We start from the raw sequence: 16,352 nt of genomic DNA, 5'->3' as shown, positions 1-16,352 counted from the left end.
TAAAGATTTTGTGCATGATATTATTATCAGATTGTTCCTGTGGAACGTATAAAGTAGATCGGTGCAAAATTAATGGTGATGTATCATATTTAAACACTACATCTTTATCGGAATTAAATTTACCAGAAGATTTAAGGATTGGGATTACATCATCTAAATTATATGATGATTATGTTATTCCTTTTATTAGCGCAGATAATATTAGCACTCAAAAAATAGGCAAGCAATTAAACATATGCCCTCCATTAGTTTGGTCTATGGATGAAATGTTACATGAATCTTGTATAATTAAAAACGAAGATTAATTAAATTAAACTGATATATTTATTATCATTTTTTATTTTTAATTATATAAACAATAATAATATTGTATTCTAGATTTAGAATCATTGATGTGATTAAAATTGATTATGTGTTAGAAGTACATCTTCTATAATCTTTTGATATATGGAGCTAAGTAATTTTAAATCGATGAGATGAATATGTTCATTAACTTTATGGATAGTATGATTACATGCGCCAAATTCTATAACTTCCGCTCCCATTTTAGCTATAAATCGTCCATCAGAAGTGCCTCCTGTAGTTTCTAAACGAGGCTCAAATTTTTGGTAATATTTAATCGCATTGATTACAATATTAGTTAATTTACCAGGGTTGCTAAAGTAAGGTTCTGCAGAAAGTTTCCAATCAATATTATAAATTAAAGTATGATGTGTAAGTATTGCATTGATATGTTTTTTAATATTATCAATAGAACATTTATTATTGAAGCGTAAATTAAAATTTAATATAACTTTATGAGGTATAATATTATTATTATTGCTATCGCTAGAATAGATATTGCTGATTTGTATAGCAGTAGGAGGAAATAATGTACTTTTTTCTTGATCCCATGTAGTGTTTAGTAGATCCGATAGCGCTGGAATAATTAAATGTATTGGATTTTTTGAAAATTGAGGGTATGCAACATGTCCTTGTGATCCGTATACTATTAATTGACCAGTAAGTGAACCTCGCCTACCATTTTTTATAACATCGCCTAGTTGATACTGACTTGATGGTTCTCCTACTATGCAGTAATCTATACGTTCTTTGCGCAGCATTAGAGAATCTATAACTTTTACGGTTCCGTTAATGGCGCTTCCTTCTTCGTCAGAAGTGATAATAAATGCAAGTCGGCCTTGATAGTCTGGATGTTGGTGTATGAAATTATTAGCAGCTACTAACATAGCTGCTAACGCGCCTTTCATATCCACTGCTCCTCTTCCATATAGTATATTATTATGCACTAATCCTGAGAATGGGGGATAATCCCAACATTGAAGATTTCCAGGATCTACTACATCAGTATGACCAATAAATAACAATGTGCGATTTTGTTTTTTTTTACAACCACGATATGCCCACATATTAAGAGTGTCATTAAAACGCATTAGTTCTATATTGAACTCTAGTTTTTGTAAATAATCCGCAATTATTTCATGACAACTGTGATGTTTTGGGCTTACTGAGGGCTGTTGAATTAGTTTCTGAGCTAATGTTATTAATGACGAGCAATCCATATTATATTTTCCTATTATAATAGTTATAATGATAAAACATCTTCAGTTTAATGATTACACATGAGTAAATTACATTTACAAATAGTATGTCATTAGGATGATAAACATATATATATTTACAATATATATATATGTTTATCAATATTAACTACTGTATATGTATAAATATATTTTTTAATCATAATTTTTATTGATTGGTTTGTTTAGGATTTGTTAGCAATTTATGTGATTTATTGACTACATAATCCACAGTAAAGTTAAAAAATTTGAATAATTGATTTGATGGAGCTGATTTTCCAAATGTATTCATACCAATGATTTCCCCATATAATCCAACATATTTATACCAGTAATCAGCGCTACTAGCTTCAATAGCTAATCTACTAATTACTTCATTTGGTAATACGTATTCGCGGTATGATTTTTCTTGTTGATCAAATATATTAGTAGAAGGTAAAGAAATAACTCGTATTTTATATCCTTCATCGGTTAAACGATGATATGCATGTATTGCTAGTGTTATTTCTGAGCCGGTAGCAATTATAATTAATTCAGGGATATCTTGACAGTCTTTAAGAATGTATCCTCCTCGAGCAATGTTATTAATTTGTGCTGATGTACGTTCTTGTTGTATGAGATTTTGTCTAGATAAAATTAGTGCGGTTGGTCCAAGATGTTCAATTGCTGATTTCCAGGCAACTGCTGTTTCTACTTGATCGCAGGGACGCCATACTATTAAATTTGGGGTCATACGTAAACTTGCCAATTGTTCTACAGGTTGATGAGTTGGACCATCTTCTCCTAATCCAATAGAGTCATGAGTATAAATCATGATATGGTGGCTATTCATTAATGCCGCCATACGAACTGCGTTACGTGCGTATTCAACAAATGTCAAAAATGTTGCAGTATAAGGTAAAAATGATCCGTAATTAGCAATTCCATTAGCAATAGCAGTCATTCCAAATTCACGTACACCGTAATGAATGTAATTTCCGGCAGGATTTTTCATAATGGAAGAAGATCGCGACCAAGCTGTTAAATTGCTGGGTGTTAAGTCTGCTGATCCACCGAAAAGCTCTGGCAATTTTTCAGAAAAAGATTCAATGATGATTTGAGAAGCTTGACGGGTAGCAATATTTTGTGGGTGCATTTGTAAATTTGAAATAAATTTTTGTGTTTTTTTACGCCAATCGTCAGGTAATTTTCGTTGTATGCGTCTTATTAATTCCTTTGCTAAATTAGGATAAGCAATCTTGTATTTATAAAACAATTTTTGCCAAGTATCTTCTTTTTTTTGTCCTAGTATCGTGGCATTCCATAATTTATATATTTCTTTGGGTATAACAAATTGAGGCATATTCCAATAAAGAGCTGCCCGAGTAGCAGCGACTTCTTCTTGTCCTAATGGAGCGCCATGAGCGCTGTGTGTCCCGCTTTTATTAGGAGATCCAAAAGCAATAATAGTATTGCATATTAATAATGATGGTTTATTTAATGTGGTTCTGGCTTGATCAATTGCAGTTTTAATAGCATTCCTATTATGGCCATCTATGCTGCGTATCACATGCCATCCATAAGATTCAAAGCGCATAGCAGTATCATCAGTGAACCACTCTGTTACATTTCCGTCTATAGAAATGCCGTTATTATCATAAAATATGATTAATTTATTTAACTTCATAGTTCCAGCTAGCGCACAAGCTTCATGAGAAATACCTTCCATCATGCATCCATCTCCTAAAAACGCATAGGTATAGTGATTAATAATATTAAATTGTGCGCGATTAAATTGAGCTGCTAGTGTCCGTTCAGCAATTGCAAATCCAACAGCATTAGCTAGGCCTTGTCCTAATGGCCCGGTTGTAACCTCAATCCCGTCAGTATGCCCATGTTCTGGATGGCCAGGTGTTTTAGAATTTAATTGTCTAAAATTTTTCAGATCTTCTATAGATATGTTGTATCCGGTTAAGTGTAGTATGCTATATAACAACATTGATCCGTGGCCATTCGATAAAACAAATCGGTCTCTATTAATCCAATTTGGATTATTTGGATTATGATTTAAGTAATCCCTCCATAATACTTCAGCAATATCAGCCATACCCATGGGACAACCAGGGTGACCAGAATTAGCTCGTTGTATAGCATCTATGCTTAGTATGCGTATAGCATTAGCTAATGTTTTTTCTGTTAACATAAAGTGTTTCCCTAATATTGAGTGTTTTCATTAAAAGATTATTGGATGTTATTAATATATAGAGAATTGTTACATATATGTAGTTAATTTTCCTATAATTATTTTATTTATTATGTGTTATAAAAGTTGATTTATATGTGAAAATAGATTGATTAAATATTTTGTTTATAAAAGGAATCATATAACATTCAGGCGGCTGTGTATGAAAATTTATAATAATTAAGTTATTTATAGTTATGGTTAGAGCAACTATACTAAATTAATATTTATAACAATATTATCTAAATGATGTTATTTGTGAAAAAAATAATTTTTTATTTATTATTTACATGTCAGGATAATTATAAATCATATATTTGTTTAATAGATTATGTTGATTATATCAATCGTGAGCAACACCTACAAATGATAAAATTAAGCGTATGTTTGATGTACGTGTATATTTTTGAGTAAAAGAAGGAAAAGTGTTAAATTAATTTGGATATTATATGTTTTTTAATTTTTCTGCTGTTTTAATATTTTTCCAATTAGTAGAAATTATGATAATAATATGATATATATTTGTATTTTTTTTGATAGATTGCAATGAATATATAATATTTCTTATTGTATATATTTATTATTGGGAAATCCTATATTTACTTTAATAGAAATTCTTCCTGAAATACTCTCTAAAATTTTAGAGCTGATATTAGCGGTGAACTTATTGTTTACGTGAGTTGTATGTAGGGGGTATATTATAATTTTTAGTATATATTAATGTGTATTTAGATGATGAATAATAAGAATCGAAAAGAATCGTTTCTAAATCAAGAAACGGATGAGTGATAGTAATTGGTGGGTTGCGATAATAAATAGCGTTAATATTTGTGATATTCTTTATAATTATGGAGGATTTTTTTTAAATTCCTGGATGGATTCATCATTGACTTTGTATTACATTTCATAGCTAAAATAATATTTAGTGATATTTTAGATTGTTTTAATTCATAAAAAATATGCTTATAATTAAATATTATTTATTACGTACTTTTTATTTATAGAAATACGTTTTTATTAAAAATAAATATATATTGTATATAAGTTGCATTGTGCATCGCAATTTGCAATATCTGAACTTTATATATCTATAAGAAATATATTAATTCATATATCAATATTTTTACATCAGGATTATTCCACTAAAATAATAAAATAATTTTTATTGGTAAAAATTTAATATTTAGATGTAGTCTTTATTGGTGATACCAATAAAGACTATTATGATTGTGATAGCGCGTTAAACATCAATTTGGTGGAGTTGTTGATTTTTTTAAAGCGCAATAAAAAAAGTAAATTATGTTATATATATATATATTGTGATATTTAATAAGATAGGGTTGCAGAATCAGTATTATATAACATGTAATTGCTGATTAAGATCGTACAAAGTAATTTGATTTTTAATTTTTTGTATTATGTAATTTTGCCTTAATAAAAAATTATACATGGGTAGTATATAAGTAAACAATAGTGAAAATAATGGTTGAATTTATTTAGGATAATCATTTTTTTTGAAAAAAAGCAGTTTTATTGAGATAATAATTATTATGCAGCATAAGTTTCAATATAATATGAATTATAGTATTATTTTGTAAATCGTATAAAAGTAATTAATTATATGTATATGCCTTGATATATCAAGGCAATGATCTTTTAAATAAATGATTTGTTATAATAGAATTGTTTTAATTTGAATAATCATATAAATAATTATTTTAGGTTTTTTTTGATTGTATTAATAATAATATATGCATACATATCTTATATGTAAAATTATTTTTTTAATTTCTTTTATTGTCAAAAAATACCGTTTTCATATATTTTAAAATAAAGATAATATTATTATATTTTATATGTTATTGTAAATTACAATATTGAATATGATAGTATTTCTTTGGAAATAAAAATATAAAATATTAATTAAATATTATTAATTTAAATTTAATTATTATAGTAATGTATTTTTTATAATATATAAAAATCGGAAATTTTCGTTAATTAATAATTCAGTGGTACATAAATTAATTGATATAATAAAAGATATTATATTTCTATATAATAAAAATGAGTTATAAAATTTGTATGTAAAAATGTATTTATAGGCAGTCTATGTCACAAGGATATAGATATCACATATGCTATTATCTCAACTGGAAGAATAATTTTTATTTGAGCAGGTATGTTTGTATTTGGATATATATATATGATTAGTATGCATGCTATTTTTAAAATAATTAAAATAACAGTATTGTTATATTGTGTTGTTTGTATATCAGCTTATGGGGCTGTTTTATTAAATAGTTCATATGATGTATCCAGAGAATTATTTTTAGAGATTAATTCTGATTTTATTAAATATTGGAAGGATATACATCCTGAAGAAACATTGATTATTCGTCAATCTCATGCAGGGTCTACCAGACAAGCTATGGCTGTTTTACAAGGACTACGTGCGGATGTGGTCACTTATAATCAGGTAGTAGATGTACAAATTTTATACGATCGTGGACGTTTGATTCCTGAAAATTGGCAAGATCGATTACCAAATTATAGTTCACCATTTTATTCGACTATGGCTTTTTTAGTGAGACGAGGTAACCCAAAGGGAATTTATAATTGGTGTGATTTAACTAATGAAGGGTTGAAAATAGTATTTCCTAATCCTAAAACTTCTGGTAATGGACGTTATACTTATTTAGCGGCTTGGAATATATTTTTAAAAAATAGCGATGGGAATATAAAAAAAACCCGAGTTTGGATGCAGAAATTTTTAAAAAATGTAGTGGTATTTGATACTGGGGGTCGTGCTGCAACTTCTACTTTTGTTGATCGTCACCAAGGAGACGTATTAATTAATTTTGAATCTGAAGCAAAATTAGTACAAAACCAATATGGATCTGATAATTATGAGATAGTTATACCCACACCGAATATTTTGGTAGAATTTCCAGTGACTTGGATAGATAAAAATGTTATCCGAAATGGAACCAAAGATGTAGCACAGGCTTATTTAGCTTACCTTTATACTCCTGCAGCGCAAAAGATTATTACTAAGTTTGGATATCGTGTCAACGTAACTGATATTATGCAAATACGTCAGAATAAGTCTTCTAATGATCAATTATTTAGAATAGAGGATCAATGCGGTAATTGGAATACTATTATGAATACACATTTTAAACGTGGTGGTGAATTAGATACATTGTTATCAATAGGGCACCGTTGATGTTATTTTTTTCAGCTAAACATACGTTGCCTGGATTTGGTATAGCACTTGGCAGCAGTTTGTTATTTGTTAGTTTAGTGTTGTTATTACCTTTAAGCGCATTGATCATGCAATTATCTCACATGAGTTTCTTTCAATATTGGGATATAATTACTGATCCAGCATTATTAGTTTCCTATAAAATTACCTTATTAGCTGCTGGGGTAGCGACATTATTTAATGCCATATTTGGTATGTTAGTGTCATGGGTAATCACTAGATATCAATTTCCTGGTCAAAAATTATTAGATGTATTGATAGATTTACCTTTTGCTTTGCCTACTGCAGTGGCGGGATTAACTTTAGCAACATTGTTTTCAACATCAGGTTGGTATGGTAGTTGGTTATCTCGAATAGGAATTACAGTATCTTATACGTGGATAGGCATATCTATTGCTATGATTTTTACAAGTATTCCATTTGTAGTGCGAACTGTACAACCGGTATTAGAAGAGTTTACTGTAGAACATGAAGAAGCGGCAGAAACTCTTGGAGCTGATCATTGGCAAATTTTTTATAATATAATTTTCCCGGAATTGGCGCCAGCTTGGTTATACGGTGTAGTGTTATCATTTATTCGTAGTTTAGGGGAATTTGGCGCAGTTATTTTTATCGCCGGAAATGTCGCTTGGAAGAATGAAGTGATATCTTTAATTATTTTTATTCGTTTGCAGGAATTTGATTATCCGGCAGCTAGTGCTATTGCTTCTGTAATTTTAATTATTTCTTTATTATTATTATTTTTTACTAATATGTTTCAATTGCGAATAAACCGGAGGTTTAATGGGTCTTGATGATAAGCATGTGGAATAATTCTATCAATAGAACAAACAGTAATAATTGTTATGGTAGTATTAAATGGAATCAATGGGTTCTGATTATTTTAACCATGGTTATATCGATGATTTTATTGTTCGTGCCTTTAATTGTAATTTTTGTGTCTGCTTTTTCAGCAGGTCTTAAAGTGGTAGTAATAAATTTAATCAATAAAGATATGATACATGCGATTTTATTAACGGTTGTTGTAGCGTTATTTACAGTACCTGTTAATGTGGTTTTCGGTGTATTAATAGCTTGGTTAGTGACGCGTTTTAATTTTTATGGAAGACAGTTGTTATATATCTTGTTAAATATACCTATTGCTGTATCTCCAGTGATCGCTGGCCTATTATATTTATTATTTTATACAAATAATAATACAATAACAAATTGGCTTGATTTGCATAATATACAAATAATATTTACATGGGTAGGATTAGTATTGGTTACTATTTTTGTTACTTGTCCTTTTGTAGCACATGAGCTTGTTCCTATGATGGTGAATCAAGGAAAAAAGGAAGATGAGGCAGCTATACTTCTTGGAGCATCTGGTTGGATGATGTTTCGGTACGTTACTTTTCCAAATATTCGTTGGGGTTTGTTATATGGAGCTATTCTTACTAATGCGCGAGCTATTGGAGAATTTGGAGCAGTATCTATAGTATCAGGATTAATACGGGGTGAAACATATACTTTGTCATTATATATAGAATTATTATATCAGGATTATAATACTGTAGGTGCGTTTGTTGCCGCATCATTATTAGCTTTCATTTCAATTATTATGTTGTTTATAAAGAATTATTTACAAGGTCATTTAAAACAAATAAATTGATGTTGTGCTTGAGGATAATGAATGAGCATTGAAATAGATGGGATTACCAAGTTTTTTGGCCATGACAGAATATTGGCTAATATTTCTTTGCATATTGAATCTGGAGAAATAATAGCGTTATTAGGACCGTCTGGTTCTGGTAAAACAACATTATTACGTGTTATTGCTGGGTTAGAACATCATAATAGCGGTTTTTTACGTTTTAGAGGTAAAGATGTCAGTCAACTTAGCGTACGTGATCGCCATGTTGGTTTTGTTTTTCAAAATTATGCTTTGTTTCGTCACATGACGGTATCAGATAATATTTCTTTTGGTATAAGAATGTTACCGCGTCATAAACGTCCTAGTTCTCACGTAATTAGTAAAAAAGTGACACAATTATTAAGTATGGTGCAATTAGAACGTTTAGCAGATAGATATCCTACTCAACTTTCTGGAGGACAAAAGCAACGTGTAGCTTTAGCTCGTTCCTTAGCAATTGAACCAGAAATTTTATTATTAGATGAACCATTTGGAGCTTTAGATACACAAGTCAGAAAAGAACTGCGTCGTTGGCTTCGTAAGCTACATAATGAATTTAAATTCACTAGTGTTTTCGTTACGCATGATCAAGAAGAAGCTATGGAAGTGGCCAATAGAGTAGTGGTAATGAATCGAGGAGTGATTGAACAAATAGGTACACCTCAAGATATTTGGTGTGTTCCAGCTACTCGTTTTGTTTTAGAGTTTTTGAGTGAAGTTAATTGTTTACAAGGAGTAGTGTGTGGGTCAGAATTATTTGTAGGGCCTTATCATTGGTCTTTGCCATATATTCCGGATTTACAAGGAAGAGTAGAATTATTTTTTCGTCCGTGGGAAATGGATATTAGTAAAGAATATAATGTGTTATATCCGTTACCGGCTAAGATTGTTAATGTTAGTTTGCATGGTTATTACTGGCAATTAAGTGTAGAACCTTTAGGATGGCATCAAGATTTGTTGACTATAATTTTAGGGATTAAAGATGTTTTTGGTGTTCCAGAATGTGGATCATATTGTTATTTAAGTGGTCGGAATGCACGATTGTATTCAGGAAACATGGTACTATGAGCGATTTTTTTTGAGATTTCTTAATTATATAATGCCAATGAGTATTATTATTTTATATTGATGTATATGAATATGTGTGTCGTATTGGTATGAGAAGCATTAGTAATCGATGGTGTTTATATTTAAATGTTATGTCTATAAAATATTTGTTTTTTATTTATAATTTTGTGGGGGTTTGAGTAACATGAAAATAAATTGTAAAAGATTATATCAGATTTATATGGAGCAATATAAAAAAGCCTTTAGTTTTATGTTATAAGATCATATCTTATCTTTAAAAGATAGATAATGCTTTTATTTTTATGTTACATTAATTGTTTCATTTATGTGTTAAGTGCGTACTACATAGATGTAGTATAATCAATTTTTACATAAAATTGTACGATTGATAATGATTTGCACAATCATAAATTGTGGTTTTAAAATTATATATTTACAATATTACATGATAATGTTTTAATTAAAAATTAATGTCATAATTTTTATGTGTTATGTGATACATGTGTGTGTGAGAGTAACTGCATTAAGGATTCTGTAGTTGAATATTTTAATGCTTTTTGTGCTAGTTTTTTTGCATCGTGATAATATGTGTTACGGATTATATTTTTTATGCGCGGAATAGATATGGCGCTCATGCTAAATTCATCTAGTCCCATTCCTAATAGCAGTAGAGTGGTACGTTCATCGCCCGCCATTTCTCCGCACATTGCTGTCCATTTGCCTTCAGCATGTGCGGCTTCAATTACTTGTTTAATTAATATTAAAATAGATGGAGATATAGGATTATACAGGTGGGATATTAATTTATTACCACGATCTACTGCGAGAGTATATTGGGTCAAATCATTGGTTCCGATGCTAAAAAAATCTACTTCCTTAACTAAATGATGAGCGATAATTGCAGAAGCAGGAGTTTCAATCATAATACCTACTTTAATATTTTCGTCAAATTTTTTTCCTTCTTTACGTAATTGTGTTTTTAAAAAATTTAATTCTGTATTTAAAGCTTTTATTTCTTCTACTGAAATGATCATCGGATACATTATGCGTAATTTACCAAAAAAGGAAGCGCGTAAAATAGCACGTAATTGAGTATGTAATATATCTTTTCTGTCTAACATAATTCGAATTGCACGCCATCCAAGAAATGGATTTTCTTCATTTGGAAGGTGCATATAAGGTAAGTTCTTATCACCTCCAATATCCATAATACGTATAACTATAGCCTCGTTAATCATTGATTCAGCCGCATTTTTGTAAGCTTTAAATTGTTCTTCTTCTGTAGGTAACATATTACGGTTCATAAATAAAAATTCAGTCCTATATAATCCTATGCCTGAAGCTCCGTTTTCTTTGGCTCTGATTATGTCATTTATCGTGCCAATATTGGCGCATATTCGTACTTGATGTCCATCTAGAGTAGTAGCTGGAAGATTTTTTAATTTAGTTAGAGCATATTTTTCAGAAATATATTTTTCTTTTAGTGTATTGAGATTATTCATGATATTTAGAGTTGGATTGATGTAAATTTTATTATTTAGGGCATCAAGTATTATAAAGTCTCCATTAGAAACTTTTTTTGTAATAGTACCAGTTCCTACGATAGCTGGTAATTCTAAAGAGCGTGCCATAATAGAAGTGTGTGAAGTTTTTCCGCCAGCATCAGTAATAAACCCTAAAACTTTTTTTAAATTTAATTGAGCGGTTTCTGATGGGCTAAGATCTACTGCAATAATGATCACCTCTTCGGTAATAGCATTTAGGTCGATAATTGGAATCCCTAGAATATTTTTTAACAAACGATTTCCAATGTCTCGTACATCAGTCGCACGTTCTTTCAAATATTCATCTTCTAGTTGTTCTAAAGCTTTTGCTTGAGTTTCAATTACTGAATGTACAGCAGCATCAGCGCTACATAACTCTTCCTTGATAAGAGTAATAATGTCTTGTTCAAGTTCTTCATCTTCTAGAAGTATAATATGACCTTCAAATATAGCTTCTTTTTTAGAGTCTAGCTGTTTTTTTACTTTATTTTTAATTTTTTTTAATTGTTTGGAAGTTTCAATGCGCCCGGAAAGGAATCGATTGATTTCTTGTTCAATAGTATCAATGTTGATTTTTTTTAAATTAATGAGAATTTTTTTTTCTTGTAATAGCAACGCTTTTCCGAAGGCGATGCCAGGTGATACTGAAATTCCTGAAATCATAATTCTACCTTCATTAGAGTCATAAATAGTTGATTATCTGTATATTGATTGTTTGCATTATATTATTTAAGTTCAGCAATGAACTTGACTAAATGTTGTACCGCTTGTTTTTCATCCGTACCGTCAGCAGAAATGATAATTATAGAACCTTTACTTAAACCTAATGTTTGTAGTTTAAACAAACTTTTAGCACTTGCTTTTTTTTCATTAGATATTACTGTAATTGCAGAATTAAAGTTTTTGGCTTCTTTCACAAATTGAGTGGCTGGACGGGTATGTAAACCATTAGCAGCAGTAATTGTAATTTCTTTTTGATACATTTTTGTCTCCATTTTATTAAATAATATGGTAAAAAATAATATTTTATTCAAATTTAATAAATTAATTATTTTCATTGATGAATATAGGCGAATAAAACTGTTATATTGAATAATTTATTAATTTTTTTGTCTTCTATTTCATGTATATCACATTCAAAATAGAATATGAACTAAAGATATTTTCATTAGATCTCCTGGGATATTTTAGGATATTAGAAAATATAGTATTTTATTTATATAATGTAATTAATTCAATGTTTTTGTAGATTCTGCAACAAATAAAAATATATAATATTTATTTTGCGTAAAATAAATATAGAAAACACTCTAAATGAGTGTTTTCCGTTTTGTTTTGTATTAATAGAAAAGAAAATATATTATTTTTATAACTTTTAAAATAATATGGTGCTTAAATATCGTTCACCAGATGATGGAAGTATAACAACTATATTTTTGGTAGCATAAGTTTCTTCTTGTTGTAGTTGTATTGCTGCTGCTAATGCAGCGCCTGAAGAAATGCCGGCTAAAATTCCCTCTTTTTCCATTAAATGTTTAGCATAGATAATAGCTTCATCTATGCTTACTGTTTCTACACGGTCAATTAGAGTTAAGTCGAGATTTTTTGGAATAAATCCAGCACCAATACCTTGGATTTTATGTGGCGCTGGTTTTATGTCTTGCCCGGACAATGTTTGGGTAATTACTGGAGAGTTTTCTGGTTCTACTGCTACGATAACAATTTTTTTATTTTTTGTTGTATGTTTGAAAAATCTTCCAACTCCGGTAATAGTGCCTCCTGTACCAACTCCAGCTACCAATACATCTATTTGTCCATCGGAGTCATTCCAAATTTCGGGTCCTGTGGTTTTTTCATGAATTTCTGGATTTGCAGGATTATTAAATTGTTGTAACAATAAATAATGTTTAGGATCAGAAGCCACAATTTCTTCTGCTTTGGCAATAGCTCCTTTCATTCCTCTATTTCCATCTGTTAATATAATTTCAGCCCCTAGAGCTTTAATTAATTTAAGGCGCTCAATACTCATAGTCTCCGGCATGGTTAACGTTAATTTATAATGCCTTGCAGCTGCTACGTAAGCTAGCGCAATTCCAGTGTTACCACTAGTTGCTTCTATAAGTCTTGTATTTGATTTTAATAAGTTTCTTTTTTCTGCGTCCCAAATCATATTAGCGCCAATGCGACATTTGACGCTAAAGCTAGGATTTCTAGATTCAATTTTAACTGCAATATAACCATTGCCAATGCTATTAAGTCGGACTAATGGAGTATGTCCAATAGTGTAAGAATTATCTTGGTAAATTTTATACATACCTAATATTCCTCAAGTGTTATTTAATATTACATGTATATTATTGAATACGTGTATTAAATAAAATTAACAATTGCGTTTTAACTGTATAGATGTGTGTTGAATATTTAATAATATTGATTTCATTCTATTGGTATAGATAATTTATAAAAGTTAATTTAATGTTTTAACATTTCAGTATTAGTTATTTTTAATTGTATTGTTTAAAAATATTAGTATTATAAATTTTTAATTGTATGTAAACGAAAAATAATCGTTTAAGTGTAGATTAATCATTATAACCCAAATTATTGGGATATTTATACTATGAAATTTATTAGTAAAAAAATACAAAAATTAAGGAAAAAATTACGTCATTGGGAATATTTGTATTATACAAAAAATGAATCTGCGGTATCTGACGAAAAATACGATATGATATTAGAAGAGTTAAATCAGTTAGAACAAATTTATCCGCATTTGATTACAGAAAATTCTCCCACTCAATGCGTGGGAAGTGTAGCTCAATATAATTTTAAAAAGATACGTCATAAGGTACCAATGTTATCTTTAAATAGTATTGTTGAATCATCTCAATTGTTGTTATTTGATAAACGAATAAAAATTAAACTTAATAATCGTTACATCATGTCATATTGTTGTGAATTAAAAATAGATGGGGTGGCGGCTACTTTATTATATAAAAAAGGAAAATTAATTTACGCGGCAACTCGGGGTGACGGTAGAATTGGAGAGGATATTACTGACAATATAAGTACTATTAATTCAGTGCCTATGTATTTAAAAATTGGTACTAATAATTATGGCAAATTTCCATATTTATTGGAAATTAGAGGAGAAGTATTTATATCTAAATTATGTTTTTTACAATTGAATAAAATAACAGAGCAACAAGGCAATAAACCTTTTTCTAATGCGAGAAATGCTGCTTCTGGTTCATTGCGTCAATTAGATCCCAGTATTACAGCTACACGTCCATTGAGCTTTTATTGTTATGGTATTAGTGATTATGCTGGAGAAATGATATTACCAGATAGTCATTGGGAACGATTGCAGTTATGTAAAAATTGGGGTTTATCGATTAGTGATCATATCTGTGTAATTAGTGGAGTCAATAAAGTATTGGAATATTATTCTTATATAAAATCAATACGCGCTAATTTAGAATTTAATATTGACGGGATAGTTGTGAAAGTAAACAGTTGTAAATATCAAAGTAAATTAGGCTGCGGATTTAGAGTGCCTAATTGGGCTATTGCTTATAAATTTCCTACGGAAATAAGGTCTACTAAAGTAGATAATGTAATTTTCAGTGTTGGACGAACAGGTATAATTACTCCAATAGCTTATGTAAAACCTATCACAATTTCTGATGTGACAATTAGAAAGGTGAATATTCACAATATTAATGAAATTAAGAGGCTTGGGTTAATGATTGGGGATACAGTTCGTATACAAAGATCTGGTGATGTCATACCTAAAATTTTAGAAGTAGTTTTATCGGAGCGTACTGATCATGTGAAATCTATAGAATTACCTCGGTTTTGCCCGGTGTGTGGATCTGGTATTGAAACTAGGTATCAACAGTCAATATTGCGCTGCATGGCTGGATCAGCATGTCTTGCTCAACGAAAAGCAGCGCTTAAACATTTTGCTTCTAGAAAAGCAATGAATATTTGTGGTATGGGAAATAACATGGTTGATCAGTTAGTTAATCACAATTTAATATCTACTCCGTCTGATTTTTTTTGTTTAAATAAAAATGAATTACTTTGTTTGGAAGGATTTGGCGCAGAACAGATTGAACGTTTATTCAGAGCAATTGAGAATGCTAAAAAAATTACTTTGGCTCGTTTTATATATGCATTAGGCATTCGGGGTGTAGGTGAAACAGTATCTAATAATTTAGCTACTGTTTATAAAACGGTTGAAAATATAGCTATTGCTGATTTACAATCGTTATCAACTTTAAAATATGTAGGACCAATTGTAGCGAATAATATATATTATTTTTTTAGAAATACAAATAATTTGAAAAATGTTCAAGATTTAATTAAACCTTCTATTGGTATTCAATTCAGCGCTGTTATTTAAGAATAAAAAATTTTAAAAGATTAAAAATAATAGGTATGTTATATTTAGGTTATGTATATTAAAAATATTTTTAGATAAAAGTAAAGGATTTAAATTGGGTTAACTGAATACATGTTAATTGTTTTAAGGGAATTTTTTATTATTTAAGTATGGTTTTTTTAAACATATGCGGTATTTAAAAACCGCATATGTTTATGAGGGTCAATGGTTATTAATATACTTATCTAGTAATCAATAAAATTATTAGTATGATGAACACGGTTAATCTTTGGGTCGTGCAGGATTCGAACCTGCGACCAATTGATTAAAAGTCAACTGCTCTACCTTCTGAGCTAACGACCCAGGAAAATTATAAAAATAAAATAGGTGATGGCGGAATCGAACCGCCGGCCCTCTCCTTGTAAGGGAGATGCTCTGCCGAACTGAGCTAATCACCTTTTCTATTGAATTGAATTATATGGCTTCAATGATATGAGTCAATGGTTTTTTTATAAAATAAATATTTTGAGTTGTATTTTATTAATCCAAAATTAAAAATTTTTTGTTTTGCATTAATTTAAATGTATGTATATATATTATATATAATTG

Annotated in this window: 11 protein-coding genes and 2 tRNA genes; 6 read left to right on the top strand and 7 right to left on the bottom strand. The window is 29.6% G+C overall.

The window, feature by feature from the left end:
* The first annotated feature begins 14 nt into the window (after window positions 1–14).
* On the top strand, window positions 15–305 hold the full coding sequence (locus Bamer462_RS02670) for a hypothetical protein (protein ID WP_500837570.1): 291 nt from the start codon (window positions 15–17) through the stop codon (window positions 303–305).
* 93 nt (window positions 306–398) lie between these two features.
* Here the strand turns inward: Bamer462_RS02670 and dapE are convergent, their stop codons facing one another.
* Together dapE and tkt are read right to left on the bottom strand one after the other, a co-directional pair.
* Entirely contained in the window at window positions 399–1,562 is a 1,164-nt protein-coding gene (gene dapE / locus Bamer462_RS02665; RefSeq protein ID WP_500837569.1) for a succinyl-diaminopimelate desuccinylase, read from the bottom strand.
* 187 nt (window positions 1,563–1,749) lie between these two features.
* Window positions 1,750–3,762, bottom strand: a complete 2,013-nt coding sequence (gene tkt, locus Bamer462_RS02660; RefSeq protein WP_500837568.1) for a transketolase — start codon at window positions 3,760–3,762, stop codon at window positions 1,750–1,752.
* A 2,245-nt stretch (window positions 3,763–6,007) separates the two neighbouring features.
* On the opposite strand from tkt, the gene cysP reads away from it, so the two are divergent.
* Genes cysP through cysA form a run of 4 tightly spaced genes read left to right on the top strand, consistent with a single transcriptional unit; the run spans window position 6,008 to window position 9,812 of the window.
* The gene (gene cysP, locus Bamer462_RS02655; RefSeq protein WP_500837567.1) at window positions 6,008–7,030 is read left to right on the top strand and encodes a thiosulfate ABC transporter substrate-binding protein CysP; all 1,023 of its coding nucleotides are present in this window, start codon (window positions 6,008–6,010) and stop codon (window positions 7,028–7,030) included.
* A complete protein-coding gene (cysT, locus tag Bamer462_RS02650; RefSeq protein ID WP_500837566.1) occupies window positions 7,030–7,863 on the top strand; it encodes a sulfate/thiosulfate ABC transporter permease CysT in 834 nt (277 codons plus the stop codon). The genes cysP and cysT overlap by 1 nt, the downstream gene beginning before the upstream one ends.
* Window positions 7,863–8,723 carry a sulfate ABC transporter permease gene (locus Bamer462_RS02645; RefSeq protein ID WP_500837565.1) on the top strand — a complete coding sequence of 287 codons (861 nt, stop codon included), beginning with the start codon at window positions 7,863–7,865 and terminating at the stop codon, window positions 8,721–8,723. Before cysT ends, Bamer462_RS02645 begins: the two co-directional genes overlap by 1 nt.
* 21 nt (window positions 8,724–8,744) lie before the next feature.
* The gene (cysA, locus tag Bamer462_RS02640; protein WP_500837564.1) at window positions 8,745–9,812 is read left to right on the top strand and encodes a sulfate/thiosulfate ABC transporter ATP-binding protein CysA; all 1,068 of its coding nucleotides are present in this window, start codon (window positions 8,745–8,747) and stop codon (window positions 9,810–9,812) included.
* Between the two features lie 482 nt (window positions 9,813–10,294).
* On the opposite strand, the gene ptsI is transcribed toward cysA, so the two are convergent.
* The 3 genes from ptsI to cysK all read right to left on the bottom strand — a co-directional run bounded on the left by ptsI (window position 10,295) and on the right by cysK (window position 13,670).
* Window positions 10,295–12,019 (bottom strand): phosphoenolpyruvate-protein phosphotransferase PtsI, encoded by a 1,725-nt coding sequence (gene ptsI, locus Bamer462_RS02635; RefSeq protein WP_500837563.1) that lies wholly within the window; start codon window positions 12,017–12,019, stop codon window positions 10,295–10,297.
* Between the two features lie 62 nt (window positions 12,020–12,081).
* Complete coding sequence (locus Bamer462_RS02630; protein ID WP_500837562.1) at window positions 12,082–12,339, bottom strand: HPr family phosphocarrier protein; 258 nt, start codon at window positions 12,337–12,339, stop codon at window positions 12,082–12,084.
* A 392-nt stretch (window positions 12,340–12,731) separates the two neighbouring features.
* Window positions 12,732–13,670 (bottom strand): cysteine synthase A, encoded by a 939-nt coding sequence (cysK, locus tag Bamer462_RS02625; RefSeq protein ID WP_500837561.1) that lies wholly within the window; start codon window positions 13,668–13,670, stop codon window positions 12,732–12,734.
* A 306-nt stretch (window positions 13,671–13,976) separates the two neighbouring features.
* Here cysK and ligA point away from each other — a divergent pair, with 306 nt between their 5' ends.
* On the top strand, window positions 13,977–15,764 hold the full coding sequence (ligA, locus tag Bamer462_RS02620; protein ID WP_500837560.1) for an NAD-dependent DNA ligase LigA: 1,788 nt from the start codon (window positions 13,977–13,979) through the stop codon (window positions 15,762–15,764).
* A 269-nt stretch (window positions 15,765–16,033) separates the two neighbouring features.
* On the opposite strand, the gene Bamer462_RS02615 is transcribed toward ligA, so the two are convergent.
* A tRNA-Lys gene (locus Bamer462_RS02615) sits at window positions 16,034–16,106 on the bottom strand.
* Window positions 16,107–16,127: 21 nt separating this feature from the next.
* Window positions 16,128–16,201: transfer RNA gene (locus Bamer462_RS02610), tRNA-Val, on the bottom strand.
* Window positions 16,202–16,352 lie beyond the last annotated feature (151 nt).

The organism is Candidatus Blochmannia americanus (nom. nud.), from assembly GCF_059934915.1.
The sequence above is the reverse complement of the archived record's forward strand: the minus strand, read 5'-3'. Positions and strand labels throughout refer to the sequence as shown.

Bases quoted from the DNA above. Each gene is read 5' to 3' on its own strand.
- Bamer462_RS02670 (WP_500837570.1), top strand. From the start codon at position 15: ATGATATTATTATCAGATTGTTCCTGTGGAACGTATAAAGTAGATCGG.
- dapE (WP_500837569.1), bottom strand. From the start codon at position 1,562: ATGGATTGCTCGTCATTAATAACATTAGCTCAGAAACTAATTCAACAG.
- tkt (WP_500837568.1), bottom strand. From the start codon at position 3,762: ATGTTAACAGAAAAAACATTAGCTAATGCTATACGCATACTAAGCATA.
- cysP (WP_500837567.1), top strand. From the start codon at position 6,008: ATGATTAGTATGCATGCTATTTTTAAAATAATTAAAATAACAGTATTG.
- cysT (WP_500837566.1), top strand. From the start codon at position 7,030: ATGTTATTTTTTTCAGCTAAACATACGTTGCCTGGATTTGGTATAGCA.
- Bamer462_RS02645 (WP_500837565.1), top strand. From the start codon at position 7,863: ATGATAAGCATGTGGAATAATTCTATCAATAGAACAAACAGTAATAAT.
- cysA (WP_500837564.1), top strand. From the start codon at position 8,745: ATGAGCATTGAAATAGATGGGATTACCAAGTTTTTTGGCCATGACAGA.
- ptsI (WP_500837563.1), bottom strand. From the start codon at position 12,019: ATGATTTCAGGAATTTCAGTATCACCTGGCATCGCCTTCGGAAAAGCG.
- Bamer462_RS02630 (WP_500837562.1), bottom strand. From the start codon at position 12,339: ATGTATCAAAAAGAAATTACAATTACTGCTGCTAATGGTTTACATACC.
- cysK (WP_500837561.1), bottom strand. From the start codon at position 13,670: ATGTATAAAATTTACCAAGATAATTCTTACACTATTGGACATACTCCA.
- ligA (WP_500837560.1), top strand. From the start codon at position 13,977: ATGAAATTTATTAGTAAAAAAATACAAAAATTAAGGAAAAAATTACGT.